The organism is Lysobacter sp. Root76, from assembly GCF_001428685.1.
Classification (GTDB): domain Bacteria; phylum Pseudomonadota; class Gammaproteobacteria; order Xanthomonadales; family Xanthomonadaceae; genus Lysobacter.
The window spans coordinates 277,899-295,397 of the sequence record NZ_LMIK01000001.1 but is presented as its reverse complement, the minus strand read 5'-3'; the positions used below and the strand labels follow the sequence as shown (position 1 = coordinate 295,397).

Genomic DNA, 17,499 nt, shown 5'->3' with positions numbered 1-17,499 from the left:
CCTGGCACCGATTTGGGGTAGGAGCGGCGTAAGCCGCGACCGTGCTACATCGCATCCGACGTGCGCACCCCAGCGCCCGAACTTCAGCCGGATCGCCTCAGCTTCCTTATAAAACGCCGCAACGCGAGCGCGCGCATGTTCCGCACTCAATCTTCAGCCCGCGCCAAGGCCTCGCGCAGCCACGTCGCCAAGTCCGCCACGCGCGCGTCCTCGCGTCGCCGCGGCGCGCACAGCGCCCAGCGCGCATCAGTGTCGACGAATCCCCAGGGCGCGAGCAGGCGCCCGGCGGCCAGATCCTCGGCCACCAACGGCTGCGGCGCGATCGCCACGCCCAGCCCGGCGTTGGCCGCTTCCAGCAGGTAATACAGGTGGGCGAAGCCGGTCCCCGGGCGCAGCGACGCCGGGCCCACGCCGACCCGCGCGGCCCAGTCGCTCCAGGCCTGCGGGCGCGAGACGGTGTGCAGCAGTTCCAGCCCGCGCAGTGCGTCCGGCGCGGCCGAGCTCAGCGCCGCGGCGCCCGGCCAGCGCGGGCTCAGCACCGGGCCGATGCGCTCCACCGCCAGCTCGCGTACGTTCCAGTCGGCCGGCCAGGGCGGCGATGCGATCAGCAGCGCCGCGTCCAGGCCGGCCAGGGCGGCGTCGGGCGCGGTGTCGTTGGCGGCCAGATGCAGGCGCAGGGCAGGGCGCTCGCGCGTCAGCCGTTCCAGCCGCGGGATCATCCAGCGCGCCAGTACGCTGCCCGGACAGCCCAGCACCAGCGGCGCCTGCGCCGGCCGCCGCTGCAGTTCGGCCCAGGCCGCGCGCAACGGCGCGAAGCCGTCGGCGGCGGCTTCGTACAGGCGCTGTCCGGCCGGCGTCAGCGCCAGCCCGCGGCCCTCGCGCAGGAACAAGGCCGTGCCGAGCGCCTCTTCGAGCACGCGCAACTGGCGGCTGACCGCGCCATGGGTCACGTGCAATTCGGCCGCGGCCCGGCCGACGCCGTCCAGCCGCGCCACCGCCTCGAAGGCGCGCAGGGCATTGAGGGGGGGCAGGTCGCGGCTCATCTTATCTGTGAGTTTTTCTGACGGGTCGAGCCGATTTTATTCGTTATCGGGCCATCCGTGCTGCGATAAAGTGGCGGAACCTCCCGAGCCCGCCTTGCCCGTGACCGCGATTACCGACTACCACGCCTATCCGGACGCCTCCGGCCATTTCGGCCGCTACGGCGGCCGTTTCGTCGCCGAGACCCTGATCGGCCCGCTCGAGGAACTGGCCGCCGCCTACGACGCCGCCCGCGTCGACCCGGCCTTCATCGAGGCGTTCGACCGCGACCTCGCCCACTACGTCGGCCGGCCCAGCCCGATCTACCACGCCCAGCGCCTGAGCGAGGAAGTCGGCGGCGCGCAGATCCTGCTCAAGCGCGAGGACCTGAACCACACCGGCGCGCACAAGATCAACAACACCATCGGCCAGGCGCTGCTCGCCAGCCGCATGGGCAAGACCCGGATCATCGCCGAGACCGGCGCCGGCCAGCACGGCGTCGCCAGCGCCACCGTGGCCGCGCGCCTGGGCCTGGAATGCGTGGTCTACATGGGCGCGACCGACATCGAGCGCCAGAAGATCAACGTCTACCGCATGAAGCTGTTGGGCGCGACCGTGGTCCCGGTGACCAGCGGCTCGGCCACGCTCAAGGACGCGCTCAACGAGGCCATGCGCGACTGGGTCACCAACGTGCGCGACACCTTCTACATCATCGGCACCGTCGCCGGCCCCGATCCGTACCCGCGCATGGTCCGCGACTTCAACGCCATCGTCGGCCGCGAGGCGAGGGCGCAGATGCTGGCCGAATACGGCCGCCTGCCCGACGCGATCACCGCCTGCGTCGGCGGCGGCAGCAACGCCATCGGCCTGTTCCACGCTTTCCTCAACGACCCGTCGGTGCGCATCGTCGGCGCCGAGGCCGCGGGCGAGGGCATCGCCAGCGGCCACCACGCCGCTTCGCTGGCGGCCGGCCGGCCCGGCGTGCTGCACGGCAACCGCACTTACGTGCTGTGCGACGACGAAGGCCAGATCATCGAGACGCATTCGGTCTCCGCCGGCCTGGACTACCCGGGCGTCGGCCCCGAGCACGCCTTCCTCAAGGACGCCGGCCGCGCCGAATACGTCGGCGTCAGCGACGACGAAGCCCTGGCCGCGTTCCACCAGCTCGCCCGCACCGAGGGCATTCTGGCCGCGCTGGAGTCCAGCCACGCCATCGCCCAGGCGGTGAAGCTGGCGAGGACGATGCCCAGGGATCGGATCGTGCTGTGCAACCTTTCCGGGCGGGGCGACAAGGACGTGCATACGATCGCCGGCCGCGAAGGCATCGTGTTTTAGGGCCGGGAATTTAGTAGGCGAGGAAATAGGAACGAGTGGGTTCCGACTCGTCTTTCAATGGTTTCCGTCGCGTTTTCACTCGTTCTATTTCCTCTCAACCAGTTCCTCTCGCCGCCGCCCCTATGACCCGGATAGACACCCGCTTCGCCGCGCTCAAGGCGCAAAGCCGCAAGGCCCTGGTCCCCTTCGTCACCGCCGGCGATCCGTCGCTGGAAGCGACCGTGCCGGTGATGCACGCATTGGCCGCGGCCGGCGCCGACGTGATCGAGCTCGGGGTGCCGTTCTCCGACCCGATGGCCGACGGCCCGACCATCCAGCGCAGTTCCGAGCGCGCGATCGCGCGCGGCGCCGGCTTGTCGTTCGCGCTGCGTTGCGTGGCCGAGTTCCGCGAGCGCGACGACGCGACCCCGGTGGTGCTGATGGGCTACCTCAACCCGATCGAAATCCGCGGCGCGACCCGTTTCGCGACCGAGGCGGCCGCCGCCGGCGTCGACGGCGTACTGCTGGTCGACCTGCCGCCGGAGGAAGCCGCCGAACTGCGCGCCGCCTTCGCCGCCGCCGGCCTGCAACTGATCCTGCTGGCCTCGCCGACCACCACCGATCAGCGTCTGGCGCTGCTCTGCGACGATGCCCAGGGCTACCTCTATTACGTCAGCTTCGCCGGCGTGACCGGCGCCGACCGCCTCGACGCGGCCGCCGCCAACCAGCGCCTGGCCGAGATCCGCCAGCGCAGCCGGGTGCCGGTGGTGGCCGGTTTCGGCATCAAGGACGCCGCCAGCGCGGCCGCGATGGCGCGCGAGGCCGAGGGCGTGGTGGTGGGCAGCGCCCTGGTCGCGGCGATCGCCGCGACCCATTCCGAGGGTGCGGCCGCCGCCGCTGAGGCCGCGGCTGCGGCCGCCGCTGCATTCCTGAGGCCGCTGCGACAGGCGCTGGACGGCCTGGCCTGAGTCCGGGCGGTTCCGCGAACCGCTCCTGCCTGGCCCAAACCTGGCTGCGCTAAACTGATCCGCTAGGCCGGGTTCCGCCACGGACCGTGGACCGGCACCCTCAGCAGCCTGAACGGGAAAATCGCAACGCATGTCCTGGCTCAAAAAACTCATGCCCGGCAGCCGCACCGGCATCCGCACCGACTCCGCCGGCGCCAAGCGCCGTAGCGTGCCCGAAGGGCTGTGGGAGAAGTGCGACCGCTGCGGCGCCGTGCTCTACCGGCCTGAGCTCGAGGAAAACCTCGAGGTCTGCCCCAAGTGCAGCTTCCACATGCCGATTCGCGGCCGGGTGCGCCTGAACGCCCTGTTCGATCCCGGCAGCACCAGCGAGATCGGCGCCGAGCTGGGCCCGACCGACGTGCTCAAGTTCAAGGACCAGAAGAAGTACTCCGAGCGCATCAAGGCCGCGCAGAAGTCCACCGGCGAGCGCGACGCCCTCATCGCGATGCGCGGCACCCTCAAGCAGCGGCCGCTGGTCGCCGCCTCGTTCGATTTCGCCTTCATGGGCGGTTCGATGGGTTCGGTGGTCGGCGAGCGCTTCGCGCGCGCGGCCGAGACCGCGCTGGAGATCGGCTGCCCGTTCGTGTGCTTCTCCGCCAGCGGCGGCGCGCGCATGCAGGAAAGCCTGTTCTCGCTGATGCAGATGGCCAAGACCTCGGCTGCGCTCGGGCGCCTGCGCGAGGCCGGCCTGCCGTACATCTCGGTGATGACCCATCCGACCACCGGCGGCGTCTCGGCCTCGTTCGCGATGCTGGGCGACATCAACATGGCCGAACCCGAGGCCCTGATCGGCTTCGCCGGCCCGCGCGTGATCGAACAGACCGTGCGCGAGAAGCTGCCGGAAGGGTTCCAGCGCAGCGAGTTTCTGGTCGCCCACGGCGCCATCGACCAGATCTGCGACCGCCGCGAACTGCGCGAGCGCCTGGCTCACCTGCTGGCGATGATGATGAAACAGCCGCAGCCGGAAGACGACGCGGAGGCCGCCGCTTGAGCCGCAAGTACTTCGGCACCGACGGCATCCGCGGCCGGGTCGGCGAGGGCGTGATCTCGGCCGACTTCGTCCTGCGCCTGGGCAACGCCTACGGCCACGCCCTGGCGCGCCGCGACTGGCGCAATCCGGTGGTGATCATCGGCAAGGACACGCGCATCTCCAACTACATGTTCGAAGCCGCGCTCGAGGCCGGGCTGGTCGCGGCCGGCGTCGACGTGCAGCTGATGGGACCGATGCCGACCCCGGCGGTCGCGCACCTGACCCACTCGATGCGCGCCGACGGCGGCATCGTGATCTCGGCCTCGCACAACCCGCATTACGACAACGGCATCAAGTTCTTCTCGGCCGAAGGCGAGAAGCTCGACGACGCCACCGAACTGGCGATCGAGGCCGCGCTGGAACAGCCGTTCCGCACCGTGCCCTCCGAACAACTGGGCAAGGCGGTGCGCACGCGCGACGCGCTGGGCCGCTACATCGAGGCCTGCAAGGGCTCGGTGCCCAAGGGCTTCGACCTGGGCGGCATGCGCATCGCCATGGACTGCGCCAACGGCGCCACCTACCAGCTCGGCCCGCTGGTGCTGCGCGAGCTGGGCGCGCGCGTCGACGCCATCGGCGTCGATCCCAACGGCCTGAACATCAACGACGAGGTCGGCTCGACCCATCCGGAAACCGTGGCCGAGCGGGTCAAGGCCAGCGGCGCCGACCTCGGCATCGCCTTCGACGGCGACGGCGACCGGGTGTTGTTCGTCGACGGCGACGGCGTGGTCCGCGACGGCGACGACCTGATCTACGTCCTGGCCTGCGATTGGCAGGAGAGCGGGCGCCTGCGCGGTCCGGTGGTCGGCACTCTGATGACCAACTACGCCCTGGAGCGCGCGTTCCAGCAGCGCGGCATCGGCTTCGTCCGCGCCAAGGTCGGCGACCGTTACGTCCACCAGCAGCTGATCGCCCACGACGCCGTGCTCGGCGGCGAGGCCTCCGGCCACCTGCTGTGCCTGGACCGGGCCAGCACCGGCGACGGCATCGTCAGCGCCCTGCAGGTGCTGGAAGTGCTGCGCCGCCGCGGCATCAGCCTGGGGCAGGCGCTGCAGGGCTTCGCCAAGGTCCCGCAGAAGACCATCAACGTGCGTTACGAAGGCGGCGCCAAGCCGGCCGAAGCGCCGGAAGTGCAGGCCGCACTGGCGCAGGCGCAGGCCGCCGTGGCCGGCCGCGGCCGCGCGTTCCTGCGTCCCTCCGGTACCGAGCCGGTGGTGCGCGTCACCGTCGAAGCGGATGATCGGCAGCTGATGCTCGATACCCTGCAGCGGCTGTCCGACGCGGTGCGTATCGCCGCGCAATGAAACACGGCGGATCGGTGCGGCGCATCCGATCCGCGAGCGCGCCTTCGCCGGCGCGCGGAGCCCCTGAATGGTCAGCGGTTCCGAACCCATGAGACCGAATATGACTTCGCAAATCCCGACCCTCGATATCCGCCGCTTCGACACTGATCGAGAGGCCTTCGTCGCCGAACTCGGCGCCGCCTACCGCGAATGGGGCTTCGCCGGCATCCGTGGCCACGGCATCCCGGCCGCGCAGATCGACCAGTCCTACGACCTGTTCAAGCGTTTCTTCGCCCTGCCCGAAGAGGTGAAGCGCAAGTATCACGTGGCCGGCAGCGGCGGCGCGCGCGGCTATACCCCGTTCGGCGTGGAGACCGCCAAGGACTCCAAGCACTTCGACCTCAAGGAGTTCTGGCACGTCGGCCGCGAGATTCCGCGCGACTCCAAGTACGCCGCGGAGATGCCCGCCAACCTGTGGCCCGAGGAGATTCCGGAGTTCCGCGAACAGGCCTACGGCCTGTATCAGGCCCTGGACAACCTCGGTTCGCGCGTGCTCAGCGCGCTGGCCCTGCACATCGGCCTGCCGCAGGACTACTTCGCCGACAAGACCGACTCCGGCAATTCGATCCTGCGCCCGATCCACTACCCGCCGATCACCGCCGACAACATTCCCAACGAACGTGCCGGCGCGCATGAGGACATCAACCTCATCACCCTGCTGGTCGGCGCCAGCTCGGAAGGCCTCGAAGTCAAGTCGCGCAAGGGCGAATGGGTGCCGTTCACCGCCGACGCCGACACCATCGTGGTCAACATCGGCGACATGCTGCAGCGCCTGACCAACCACGTGTACCCGTCGACCACCCACCGCGTGGTCAACCCGCCCGGCGAGAAGGCGCGCCAGCCGCGTTACTCGACCCCGTTCTTCCTGCACCCGAACCCGGACTTCCTGATCGACGTGCTGCCCTCGACGATCACCCCGGACAACCCCTCGCGCTATCCGGAACCGATCACCGCGCAGGGCTATCTGGAAGAGCGGTTGCGCGAGATCAAGCTGAAGTAATCCGTGGGCAGCCCCTCTCTCATCTAAGTTGAGGGTAGTGACGCCTCGCTTTCGCTTTAGCCCCTCTCCCGCCCGCGGGAGAGGGGTTGGGGTGAGGGCGCGCACAGTATCAAGCTCGCATCGCCGCTCGTCTTTCGCGCGCCCTCATCCGTCCCTTCGGGCCACCTTCTCCCGCACGCGGGAGAAGGGTAGCTATCCTGAGCTTTCGCTTTAGCCGCTCTCCCGCGAGCGGGAGAAGGGGAGCTACTCCGAAGCCTTCGCTTTTAGCCCCTCTCCCGCTCGCGGGAGAGGGGTTGGGGTGAGGGCGCGCGCAGTATCAAGCTCGCATCACCGCTCATCTTTCGCGCCCTCATCCGGCCCTTCGGGCCACCTTCTCCCGCGAGCGGGAGAAGGGTAGCTACTCCGAGCCTCCGCTTTTGGCTTCTCTCCCGCTTGCGGAGTGAGGGGCAGCGCGCAGTGCTATCCCTGCCTCAAGTAAGCCCTCCCGCCAAGCCGCCAGCTTCGCCTCCGGCCGCTGCCCCGCATTCGCTGGGCTCGTCGAAGGCAAGCGCCTCAATACCGGCGGCGCCGACAAACCCGGCAACACCAGGCGACGAAAACTCGTCTCGGCCTGCGCGCCGTTGAACAGCACCGCGCCCACCCGCGGATGCGCGGCGAAGAAACCGGCGAAATCGTTGGCCAGCGGCGCGCGGATCGCCGCGTCCAGGCTGCCGGCCCGCTCGCAGCTGGCGAGCACGTCCCACAGCGCGATCCCGGCCTCGATCAGCCGTTGCAGACGCTGCTCGTAGGGCAGGGCGGGCGTGGCGCCGACCAGCGCGCCCATGATCGGCCAGAACCGGTTGTGCGGATGCGCGTAATAGCGCACCGCCGTCAGCGAGGCCACGCCGGGCATGCTGCCCAGCACCAGCACGCGCGCATCCGGGCCGGCCACCGGCGCGAAGCTGCTCACCCGCGCATCGGCCGCGTTCATTCGGCGTCGCGGAAATCGCTGGCGCGGCTGGCGACCAGGGCGGTGGCCAAACGCTCGGGCAGGTACTTCGACACGCCGGCGACGACCCGGTTGACTGCGCCGGTGACGCAGCGCGCGTCGCCGCGCTCGACCGCGTCCACGCCCAGGCGCGCGACCGTCGCAGCGTCCAGCCACAGCCAGCGGGGCAGCTTCGAGATCCGCTCGCGCATGCCGTTGACGTCGTGGAACTCGGTGTAGGTGAAGCCCGGACACAGCGCGGTCACGTGCACGCCGCGCGGCCGGCTTTCCAGCGCCAGCGACTCGCTGAAGCGGATCACGAAGCTCTTGGCCGCCCCGTACAGGGTGTGCCCGGCCGAGGCCGGCACCAGGCCCGCCAGCGAGGCGACGTTGAGGATGCGGCCGTGGCCGCGTTGCTCCATCTCGGGCAGGTAGCGATGGGTGAGTTCCGCGACCGCGGTCACCATCACCTGCAGGAAGTCGGCGTGGACCTTCCAGTCGTCGGCGAGGTAGCGGCCGGGCACGCCGTAGCCGGCGTTGTTGACCAGGTGGCCGATCGCGAGCCCGCGCTGCCGGGTTTGCGCATGCAGCTGCGCCGGCGCCGCCGGATCGGCGAGATCGGCGGCGATCACCTCGACCGCGACGCGGTCGCGCAGTTCGGCGGCCAGTGCCTGCAGGCGGTCCTCGCGGCGAGCGGTGAGCACCAGCGGCACGCCGCGGCGCGCGTATTCGCGGGCGAGGGCGGCGCCGATGCCGGCGGAGGCGCCCGTGATCAGGGCGTAGGGCGGGTTTGCGGTTTCGGGCATGTAGGGGCTCGTTGCCGGTCGTGTCGGGATCCCTGACGGCGGCGCTCCGTGCGCGGCGCAGGGCTGCGGTAAACTTGCGCCCTTTCGTACCACGGAGTGGCCATGCGCCGCAGGATCGTCGCCGGAAACTGGAAGCTGCACGGCAGCCGCGAGTTCGCCTTCGGGTTGCTGGATCAGGTCGCCGCCGCGACGGCGCCGGCCGGGGTCGAACGCATCATCCTGCCGCCGTTGCCGTACCTGGGCGAGCTGGTCGAGCACTACATCGGCCAGGGTCTGGATTTCGGCGCCCAGGACGTGAGCACCAACGAGAAGGGCGCCTACACCGGCGAAGTCTCGGCCGCGATGCTCATGGACGTGGGGGCGCGCTACGGCCTGGTCGGCCATTCCGAGCGCCGTCAGTACCACGGCGAAAGCAGCGAACTGGTCGCGCGCAAGTTCGCCGCGGCCAAGGCCGCCGGCCTGGTGCCGATCCTGTGCATCGGCGAAACCCTGGCCGAACGCGAGGACGGCCAGACCGAGTACCGCCTGCAGGAGCAACTGGGCCCGGTCCTGGACCTGCTCGGCGTGGCGGCCCTGGAAGGCGCGATCCTGGCTTACGAGCCGGTCTGGGCGATCGGCACCGGCAAGACCGCCAGCCCGGAGCAGGCACAGGCCGTGCACGCATTCATTCGTAGCGAAATCGCCGTACACGATGCTAGAATTGCTGGCTCGCTACCCATTCTGTACGGCGGTAGCGTGAAGGCCGACAACGCCGGCGCGCTGTTTTCGCAGCCCGACGTCGACGGCGGCCTGGTCGGCGGAGCCTCCCTGGTGGCCTCCGATTTCAACGCCATCGCAGCCGCGGCGGCACCCTGACGAACTTCGGGCCCGCCCGGCGGTCGTCACAACGTAGCCAAAGAAAAGAATTCAACGATGCTGTTGTTCCTCAACGTCATCTATGTACTGATCGCGATCGCCATGGTCGCGCTGATCCTGATGCAGCGCGGCGCGGGTGCGCAGGCGGGCTCGGGCTTCGGCGGCGGCGCTTCGGCGACCGTGTTCGGTGCCCGCGGTTCCTCCAACTTCCTGTCCAAGGCCACCAAGTGGCTGGCGATCGCGTTCTTTGCGATCAGCCTGTTCATGGCCTGGCAGGCCTCGCGCGGCGCGGCCGGTATCGGCAGCGCAGCCCCGGCCGAGCAGGACGCCGGCCTGGCGTCGGAGATCCCGACCACCGTTCCGGCCAAGCCCGCGACCGGCAGCACGGTTCCGGCTGCGCCTGCGCAGACGGTTCCGGCGGCTCCGGCCTCGACCGTGCCTGCCGCTCCGGCTACGACCGCGCCGCAGGCGCCGGCCGCCAGCGGGACCACGGTTCCGGCCGCTCCGGCCCCGCAGCAGACCCCGCCGCAGTCGCAACCGGCTTCGGGCGGCTGACAAAGCGCGGTAACATATAGATTGTGAGTCAAGCGGCCTGGAACGGACGACCGGGGCGCGGTCAGCGATGACCGAACGGCTTCGGGCGGTACCGACGGAGCCAGGGCCAGGATGGCCAGGTTTGATTGCCCAGATGGCGGAATTGGTAGACGCACTACCTTGAGGTGGTAGCGACGCAAGTCGTGGGGGTTCGAGTCCCCCTTTGGGCACCACACCGAATCAGCTATACCACGCACCAACTACCCGAGGTGCGGCACGCAAGACGGGCCGCGCCACTGGCCTGATCGGCATTCCGAACAGCCAGACCGCCGAGCCAAGGCTGCGGAAACGCGGCCAAGTAGCCGAGAGAACACCGAGTGCTGGCCGAATACCTGCCGACCCTGCTGTTCCTGATCGTCGCCAGCGTCATTGGCGTCGCCCTGTTGGTGGTAGGCAACACGCTCGGGCCCAAGCGCCCGACTGTGGAGAAACTGTCTCCGTACGAATGCGGCTTCGAGGCCTTCGAGGCCGCGCGCATGCAATTCGACGTGCGCTACTACCTCATCGCCATCCAGTTCATCATTTTCGATCTGGAAATCATCTTCATCGTGCCCTGGGCCACCGTGTTCCGCGAACTCGGCGTGGTCGGCCTGATCGAGATGGGCATTTTCGCCAGCATGCTCCTGCTCGGCTTCGTCTACGTCTGGAAGAAGGGAGCGCTCGAATGGGAGTGATCCAAACCGTCAGCGACACCGTTTCGGGCCTGATGCACAACCCGATTCCGGAAGGCCGCCTCGACGACATCCTGCGCCCGGAAGGCGAGAACCCGCTGTTGCAGCAGGGTTTCGTCACCACCAATCTGGACACGCTCTGGAACTGGGCGCGCACCGGCTCGATGTGGCCGATGACCTTCGGCCTGGCCTGCTGCGCGGTCGAGATGATGCACGCCGGCGCCTCGCGCCTGGACCTGGACCGCTACGGCGTGGTGTTCCGCCCGTCGCCGCGCCAGTCCGACGTGATGATCGTGGCCGGCACCCTGGTCAACAAGATGGCCCCGGCGCTGCGCAAGGTCTACGACCAGATGCCCGACCCGAAGTGGGTGATCTCGATGGGCAGCTGCGCCAACGGCGGCGGCTACTACCACTATTCCTATGCGGTCGTGCGCGGTTGCGACCGCGTGGTTCCGGTCGACGTCTACGTGCCGGGCTGCCCGCCGACCGCCGAAGCGTTGGTCTACGGCATCCTGCAGCTGCAGCGCAAGATCCGTCGCGGCACCAATTTCGGCGAACACAAGCAGGGCATGCGCTGACATGACCGAGACCGTGAACGCCTTCGCAGAACGTCTGCGCGCCCGCTTCGCCGAGGCCGTCGTCATCGTCGCCCAGCCGCGCGGCGAAGTGACGCTGGAAACCAGCGCCGCCGGCTGGCTGGACGCCGCGCGCGCGCTGCGCGACGAGTTCGGCTTCGAACAGTGCGTCGACGTCAGCGGCGTCGACTACCTCAGCTACGGCAGCGACGAGTGGGACACCGATGTGTCCTCGGAAGGTTTCTCGCGCGGCGTCGAGGGCAAGAGCGCCGGCCGCTTCGTCTGGGGCGAGTCGCCCAACGGCGAGGCCACCGCGCCCGCGCGCCGCTACGCCGCGGTCGCGCACCTGCTGTCCTACCAGCACAACCGCCGCCTGCGCCTGCGCGCGTTCGCCGAGAACGACGACCTGCCGACCGTGCCCTCGCTGACCTCGATCTGGCCGGGCGTGAACTGGTTCGAACGCGAGGCTTTCGACCTGTTCGGCATCGTCTTCGACGGCCATCCGGACCTGCGCCGCATCCTCACCGACTACGGTTTCGTCGGTCACCCGTTCCGCAAGGATTTCCCGCTGATCGGCAACGTCGAAGTGCGTTACGACGCCGAAAAGAAGCGTGTGGTCTACGAACCGGTGTCGATCGAACCGCGCGTCGGCGTGCCGCGCGTGATCCGCGACGACGCCCGCTACCAGACCGCCGTCGGCGAAGCCGCGCAGCGCGCGGAGGTGAAGAAGTGAACGCCCAGGTTCCGAACAAGGCCAGCGGCACTTCCGGCCTCAACAACGCGGAAATCCGCAACTACACCCTGAACTTCGGTCCCCAGCATCCGGCCGCGCACGGCGTGCTGCGCCTGATCCTGGAAATGGACGGCGAAGTCGTGCAGCGCGCCGATCCGCACATCGGCCTGCTCCATCGCGGCACCGAGAAGCTGGTCGAGTCCAAGCCGTTCAACCAGTCGATCGGCTACATGGACCGCCTCGACTACGTGTCGATGATGTGCAACGAGCACGCTTACGTGCTCGCGATCGAGACCCTGCTGGGGATCCAGGCGCCCGAGCGCGCCCAGTACATCCGCACCATGTTCGACGAGATCACCCGCATCCTGAACCACCTGATGTGGGTGGGTTCGAACGCGCTCGACCTGGGCGCGATGGCGGTGTTCCTGTACGCCTTCCGCGAACGCGAAGAGCTGATGGACTGCTACGAAGCGGTCAGCGGCGCGCGCATGCATGCGACTTACTACCGTCCGGGCGGCGTCTACCGTGACCTGCCGGACCGCATGCCCAAGTACCGCGAATCGCCGTGGAAGAAGGGCAGCAGCCTCAAGCGCTTCAACGAATGGCGCGAAGGCTCGCTGTTGGACTACCTCGACGCGTTCACCGACGACTTCCCCAAGCGCGTCGACGAGTACGAGACCCTGCTGACCGACAACCGCATCTGGAAGCAGCGCACCGTCGGTGTGGGCGTGGTCTCGCCGGAACAGGCGCTGGCGCTGGGCATGACCGGGCCGATGGTCCGCGGCTCCGGCATCGCCTGGGACCTGCGCAAGAAGCAGCCCTACGCCAAGTACGCCGAGGTGGATTTCGACATCCCGGTCGGCGTCAACGGCGACTGCTACGACCGCTACCTGGTCCGGATCGCGGAAATGCGCGAGTCCAACCGCATCATCAAGCAGTGCGTGAAGTGGCTGAAGGCCAATCCGGGCCCCGTCATCGTCGACAACTTCAAGGTCGCGCCGCCCAAGCGCGAAGAAATGAAGGACGACATGGAAGCCCTGATCCACCACTTCAAGCTGTTCTCGGAAGGCTACTGCGTGCCGGCCGGCGAGACCTACGCCGCGGTCGAGGCGCCCAAGGGCGAGTTCGGCTGCTACCTGGTCTCCGACGGCGCCAACAAGCCGTTCCGCTGCAAGCTGCGTGCGCCGGGTTTCGCGCACCTGTCTTCGATGGACGAGATCGTGAAGGGCCACATGCTGGCCGACGTGGTGGCCATGATCGGCACCTACGACGTCGTGTTCGGCGAGATCGACCGCTGATCGCCCCGGGGCGAGCGGCGATCATTGAGGAAAAGAACGAATGAAGGCGACAGGCAATTTCGAAACCGCGCAGCATGTCGATCCGATGGCCGCGCTGTCGGACAAGACGCGCGCGCATATCGATCACTGGCTGAGCAAGTTCCCGCCGGATCGCAAGCGCTCGGCCGTGCTGCAGGGTCTGCACGCCGCGCAGGAGCAGAACGGCGGCTGGCTGAGCGACGAGCTGATCGCCGCGGTCGCCAAGTACCTGGACCTGCCGCCGGTGTGGGCCTACGAGGTCGCGAGCTTCTATTCGATGTTCGAGACCGAGAAGGTCGGCCGGCATAACGTCGCCTTCTGCACCAATATCAGCTGCTGGCTCAACGGCGCCGAGGACCTGGTCCGGCACGCCGAGAAGAAGCTGGGCTGCAAGCTCGGCGAATCCACCGCCGACGGCCGGGTCTTCCTCAAGCGCGAGGAAGAGTGCCTGGCCGCGTGCTGCGGCGCGCCGGTGGTCGTCGTCAACGGTCATTACCTCGAGAAGCTCGACACCGCCAAGGTGGACGAGATTCTCGACGGGCTGAAGTGAGGCAGGGCCAGATGGCGCATCACGATCACCACGACTATTCCAAGGGCTACGGTCCGGTCGGCCCGGCTCCGCAGGAGCATCAGGTCGTCTATACGACGCTGCATTTCGACACGCCCTGGTCGTACGAGAACTATCTCAAGACCGGCGGCTACGCGGCGCTGCGCAAGATCCTGAGCGAGAAGATCGATCCGGCCCAGGTGGTCGATATGGTCAAGGGCTCGGGCCTGCGCGGTCGCGGCGGCGCGGGCTTCCCGACCGGCCTGAAGTGGAGCTTCATGCCCAAGGGCAGCGGCACCCAGAAGTACATCCTGTGCAACTCGGACGAATCCGAGCCGGGCACCGCCAAGGACCGCGACATCCTGCGCTACAACCCGCACGCGGTGGTCGAGGGCATGGCGATCGCCTGCTACGCCACCGGTTCGACCGTGGCCTACAACTACCTGCGCGGCGAGTTCCATCACGAGCCGTTCGAGCATTTCGAGCAGGCGCTGAAGGAAGCCTACGAGCACGGCTGGCTGGGTAAGAACGTGCTCGGCAGCGGCGTGGACATCGACATCTACGGCGCGCTCGGCGCCGGCGCCTACATCTGCGGCGAAGAAACCGCGCTGATGGAGTCGCTGGAAGGCAAGAAGGGCCAGCCGCGCTACAAGCCGCCGTTCCCGGCCAACTTCGGCCTGTACGGCAAGCCGACCACGATCAACAACACCGAGACCTACGCCTCGGTGCCGGCGATCATCCGCAACGGCGCCGAGTGGTTCCTCAACCTCGGCAAGCCCAATAACGGCGGCCCCAAGATTTTCTCGGTCTCCGGCCACGTGGCCAATCCGGGCAACTTCGAGGTCCGTCTGGGCACGCCGTTCGCCGACCTGCTGCAGATGGCCGGCGGCATGCGCGGCGGCCGCAAGCTCAAGGCGGTGATCCCGGGCGGTTCTTCGATGCCGGTGCTGCCGGGCGAGACCATGATGGGCCTGACCATGGATTACGACGCGATCCAGAAGGCCGGTTCCGGCCTCGGCTCGGGCGCGGTGATCGTCATGGACGAGACCACCTGCATGGTTCGTGCCTGCCAGCGCATCGCACGCTTCTATTTCAAGGAAAGCTGCGGCCAGTGCACGCCCTGCCGCGAAGGCACCGGCTGGATGTACCGCATGCTCACCCGCATCGTCGAGAAGCAGGCCACGCTGGACGACCTGCAGATGCTGCGCGCCGCCGCCGGCCAGATCGAAGGCCATACCATCTGCGCGTTTGGCGAAGCCGCGGCGTGGCCGGTGCAGGGCTTCCTGCGCCACTACTGGAGCGAGTTCGAGTACGCGATCGTGAACAAGCGTTTCCTGGTCGACGATCAAGCCGCCGGCACGGTCGAAAAGGTGGCCGCATGAGCGCTGCACGCTCCCCGAACCCCCATTGCCCGGGCGCGTCGCGCCCGAACAATGCGCCCCTTGCCTCAAGGGGCTCGTACGCCGCTTCGATGAGGGGCTCGCTGTGAGCGCTCAACCCGTTAATCCGAACCTGCCGCCGGATCACGTCACCGTCTTCATCGACGGCGTCGAGATGGCCGCGCCCAAGGGCTCGATGATCATCCAGGCCGCCGACAAGGCCGGCATTCCGATCCCGCGCTTCTGCTACCACGACAAGCTCAGCATCGCGGCCAACTGCCGCATGTGCCTGGTCGAAGTCGAGAAGATGCCCAAGCCGGCGCCGGCCTGCGCCACGCCGGTGATGGACGGCATGAAGGTCGTCACCCGCAGCGACAAGGCGCTGAAGTCGCAGCGCAACGTCATGGAATTCCTGCTGGTCAACCACCCGCTGGACTGCCCGATCTGCGATCAGGGCGGCGAGTGCGAGCTGCAGGACCTGTCGATGGGCTACGGCCGCTCGGTCAGCCGCTTCGCCGAGCGCAAGCGCGTGGTGCCCGACGAGGACATGGGGCCGCTGGTCGCCACCGAGATGACCCGCTGCATCCAGTGCACGCGCTGCGTCCGCTTCACCGCGGAAGTCGCCGGCACCTACGAACTCGGCGGTATGTACCGCGGCGAGAACCTGCAGATCGGCACCTACGACGGCAAGCCTTTGACCACCGAGCTGTCCGGCAACGTCATCGACGTCTGCCCGGTCGGCGCGCTGACCAACAAGGTGTTCCAGTTCCAGGCCCGTCCCTGGGAACTGACCGCGCGCGAGTCGCTGGGTTACCACGACGCGCTCGGCAGCAACCTGTTCCTGCACGTGCGCCGCGGCGACGTGCTGCGCTCGGTGCCGCGCGACAACGAAGCGGTCAACGAGTGCTGGCTGTCGGACCGCGACCGCTATTCGCACCAGGGCCTGTACGCCGAAGACCGCGCGACCGCGCCGATGGTCAAGGACGGCGGCGAGTGGCGCGAGACCACTTGGGAAGACGCGCTCTCGCGCGCCGCCAAGATCCTGCGCGACAACGGCGCCGACGCCCTCGGCATCCTGGCGCATCCGGCGACCTCGAACGAGGAGGGCGCGCTGCTGGCGCGCCTGGCCCAGGCCCTGGGTACCGGCAACCTCGACCATCGCATCGCTCAGCACGACCTGTCCGACGCCGCCGTCGCCGAAGCCTTCGCGATGCCGGTCGCCGAACTGTCGCAGGCCGACGTGATCGTGATCGTGGGCAGCAATCTGCGCCACGAACTGCCGCTCGCGCATCAGCGCGTGCGCAAGGCCTGGACCCGCGGCGCCAAGGTGCACGTGGTCAATCCGGTCGACTTCGATTTCACTTTCGACATCGCCGGCAAGCACATCGTCGCGCCGTCGCAGCTCGCCGCGGCGCTCGCCGACGCCGCTCTGCGCGACGCCGCCAAGGCCGGTACCCGCGTCGCCATCGTGCTCGGCGCTCTGGCCGAGAACGGCCCGTACGCATCCGCCATCCGCGCCGCTGCGGCCGATTTCGCCGCCGCCACCGGTGCCGCGCTGTGCCGCATCCCGCAGGGCGCCAACGCGCTCGGCCTGAGCCGCCACGGCGTGCTGCCGAGTGCGCGCGACGCCCAGGGCATGCTCGCCGATGCGCGCGGCGCCTACCTGATCTACGGCATCGAGCCTGGCCTGGATTTCGCCGACACCGCCAGCGCGCTTAAGGCGCTCGGCCAGGCCCAGGTCGTGGCCTTCAGCCACTACGCCTGCCGCTCGACCCGTGCCGTCGCCGACGTGATCCTGCCGATCGGTTTGTTGCCCGAAATCGACGCCACCCTGACCAACCTCGACGGTCGCGACCAGGCCGCCAGCGCCGGCGGCAAGCTGCAGGGCCAGGCGCGCGCCGGCTGGCGCGTGCTGCGCGCGCTCGGCGGCGAACTCGGCGCGGCCGGCTTCGACTTCACCGACCTGGCCGGTCTGCGCGCCGGCATCGAGCCGCGCTCGTTCAAGCCGGCCGCCGGCAAGGCCGCCAACGCGGCGGGCGAGGGCTTCGAGGTCGCGGCCAGCATCGCGATCTACCGCAGCGACGCCACCGTGCGCCGCGCCGCCGCCCTGCAATCGCATCCGCTCAACCTCGAACCGCGCGCCGTGCTGCATCCGCTCGACGCCCAGGCCGCCGGCCTGGCCGACGGTGCGGTCGGCAAGTTCAGCGCCGCCGTCGGCACCGCGACCCTGCCGGTCGCGACCAGCGACAAGGTCGCGCGCGGCACCATCTGGATCGAAACCGGCCACGGCGCCACCGCGCCGCTCGGCGCCGGTCGCGTCCAGGCGGGGAGGGCCTAAGCCATGA

17 protein-coding genes and 1 tRNA gene are annotated in these 17,499 nt (G+C 68.9%); 15 read left to right on the top strand and 3 right to left on the bottom strand.

All coding sequences use genetic code 11. The annotated features are described in order from the left end of the window. Window positions 1-146: 146 nt before the first annotated feature. Complete coding sequence (locus ASE10_RS01165) at window positions 147-1,043, bottom strand: LysR family transcriptional regulator (protein WP_056305557.1); 897 nt, start codon at window positions 1,041-1,043, stop codon at window positions 147-149. A 94-nt stretch (window positions 1,044-1,137) separates the two neighbouring features. Here ASE10_RS01165 and trpB point away from each other — a divergent pair, with 94 nt between their 5' ends. From trpB to ASE10_RS01140, 5 genes are all read left to right on the top strand, one after another. Further along, complete coding sequence (gene trpB, locus ASE10_RS01160) at window positions 1,138-2,355, top strand: tryptophan synthase subunit beta (RefSeq protein WP_056305652.1); 1,218 nt, start codon at window positions 1,138-1,140, stop codon at window positions 2,353-2,355. 122 nt (window positions 2,356-2,477) lie between these two features. Next, window positions 2,478-3,302: a tryptophan synthase subunit alpha gene (gene trpA / locus ASE10_RS01155; protein WP_056305554.1), complete on the top strand. Its 825-nt coding sequence runs from the start codon at window positions 2,478-2,480 to the stop codon at window positions 3,300-3,302. A 130-nt stretch (window positions 3,303-3,432) separates the two neighbouring features. Then, window positions 3,433-4,332 carry an acetyl-CoA carboxylase, carboxyltransferase subunit beta gene (gene accD, locus ASE10_RS01150; RefSeq protein WP_055899776.1) on the top strand — a complete coding sequence of 300 codons (900 nt, stop codon included), beginning with the start codon at window positions 3,433-3,435 and terminating at the stop codon, window positions 4,330-4,332. Further along, window positions 4,329-5,672, top strand: a complete 1,344-nt coding sequence (gene glmM, locus ASE10_RS01145) for a phosphoglucosamine mutase (protein WP_055899773.1) — start codon at window positions 4,329-4,331, stop codon at window positions 5,670-5,672. The genes accD and glmM overlap by 4 nt, the downstream gene beginning before the upstream one ends. 100 nt (window positions 5,673-5,772) lie before the next feature. After that, the gene (locus ASE10_RS01140) at window positions 5,773-6,711 is read left to right on the top strand and encodes a 2-oxoglutarate and iron-dependent oxygenase domain-containing protein (protein ID WP_055899770.1); all 939 of its coding nucleotides are present in this window, start codon (window positions 5,773-5,775) and stop codon (window positions 6,709-6,711) included. A gap of 397 nt (window positions 6,712-7,108) precedes the next feature. Here ASE10_RS01140 and ASE10_RS01135 read toward each other — a convergent pair whose 3' ends face one another. Then, window positions 7,109-7,681: a DNA-deoxyinosine glycosylase gene (locus ASE10_RS01135; protein ID WP_055899767.1), complete on the bottom strand. Its 573-nt coding sequence runs from the start codon at window positions 7,679-7,681 to the stop codon at window positions 7,109-7,111. Next, the gene (locus tag ASE10_RS01130) at window positions 7,678-8,484 is read right to left on the bottom strand and encodes an SDR family oxidoreductase (protein WP_055899764.1); all 807 of its coding nucleotides are present in this window, start codon (window positions 8,482-8,484) and stop codon (window positions 7,678-7,680) included. The genes ASE10_RS01135 and ASE10_RS01130 overlap by 4 nt, the downstream gene beginning before the upstream one ends. A 102-nt stretch (window positions 8,485-8,586) precedes the next feature. Here ASE10_RS01130 and tpiA point away from each other — a divergent pair, with 102 nt between their 5' ends. The 10 genes from tpiA (at window position 8,587) to nuoG (ending at window position 17,492) form a co-directional block, all read left to right on the top strand. Next, window positions 8,587-9,339, top strand: coding sequence for a triose-phosphate isomerase (gene tpiA / locus ASE10_RS01125; RefSeq protein ID WP_055899761.1), 753 nt, complete (start codon window positions 8,587-8,589; stop codon window positions 9,337-9,339). Between the two features lie 57 nt (window positions 9,340-9,396). Continuing rightward, window positions 9,397-9,894, top strand: a complete 498-nt coding sequence (secG, locus tag ASE10_RS01120; RefSeq protein ID WP_055899758.1) for a preprotein translocase subunit SecG — start codon at window positions 9,397-9,399, stop codon at window positions 9,892-9,894. Between the two features lie 127 nt (window positions 9,895-10,021). Next, window positions 10,022-10,106 (top strand) — tRNA-Leu (locus ASE10_RS01115). A 144-nt stretch (window positions 10,107-10,250) separates the two neighbouring features. Then, window positions 10,251-10,607 carry an NADH-quinone oxidoreductase subunit A gene (locus ASE10_RS01110; protein WP_055899755.1) on the top strand — a complete coding sequence of 119 codons (357 nt, stop codon included), beginning with the start codon at window positions 10,251-10,253 and terminating at the stop codon, window positions 10,605-10,607. Further along, window positions 10,598-11,182: an NADH-quinone oxidoreductase subunit B gene (locus ASE10_RS01105; RefSeq protein WP_055899751.1), complete on the top strand. Its 585-nt coding sequence runs from the start codon at window positions 10,598-10,600 to the stop codon at window positions 11,180-11,182. The genes ASE10_RS01110 and ASE10_RS01105 overlap by 10 nt, the downstream gene beginning before the upstream one ends. 1 nt (window position 11,183) lies before the next feature. Next, window positions 11,184-11,912, top strand: coding sequence for an NADH-quinone oxidoreductase subunit C (locus ASE10_RS01100; RefSeq protein ID WP_055899748.1), 729 nt, complete (start codon window positions 11,184-11,186; stop codon window positions 11,910-11,912). Then, window positions 11,909-13,210: an NADH-quinone oxidoreductase subunit D gene (locus ASE10_RS01095; RefSeq protein WP_055899745.1), complete on the top strand. Its 1,302-nt coding sequence runs from the start codon at window positions 11,909-11,911 to the stop codon at window positions 13,208-13,210. Before ASE10_RS01100 ends, ASE10_RS01095 begins: the two co-directional genes overlap by 4 nt. A gap of 40 nt (window positions 13,211-13,250) precedes the next feature. Then, window positions 13,251-13,778: an NADH-quinone oxidoreductase subunit NuoE gene (nuoE, locus tag ASE10_RS01090; protein ID WP_055899743.1), complete on the top strand. Its 528-nt coding sequence runs from the start codon at window positions 13,251-13,253 to the stop codon at window positions 13,776-13,778. Window positions 13,779-13,789: 11 nt separating this feature from the next. Next, the gene (gene nuoF / locus ASE10_RS01085; RefSeq protein WP_055899742.1) at window positions 13,790-15,157 is read left to right on the top strand and encodes an NADH-quinone oxidoreductase subunit NuoF; all 1,368 of its coding nucleotides are present in this window, start codon (window positions 13,790-13,792) and stop codon (window positions 15,155-15,157) included. A 103-nt stretch (window positions 15,158-15,260) separates the two neighbouring features. Continuing rightward, window positions 15,261-17,492, top strand: a complete 2,232-nt coding sequence (nuoG, locus tag ASE10_RS01080; protein WP_055899740.1) for an NADH-quinone oxidoreductase subunit NuoG — start codon at window positions 15,261-15,263, stop codon at window positions 17,490-17,492. The last annotated feature ends 7 nt before the right edge of the window (window positions 17,493-17,499 follow it).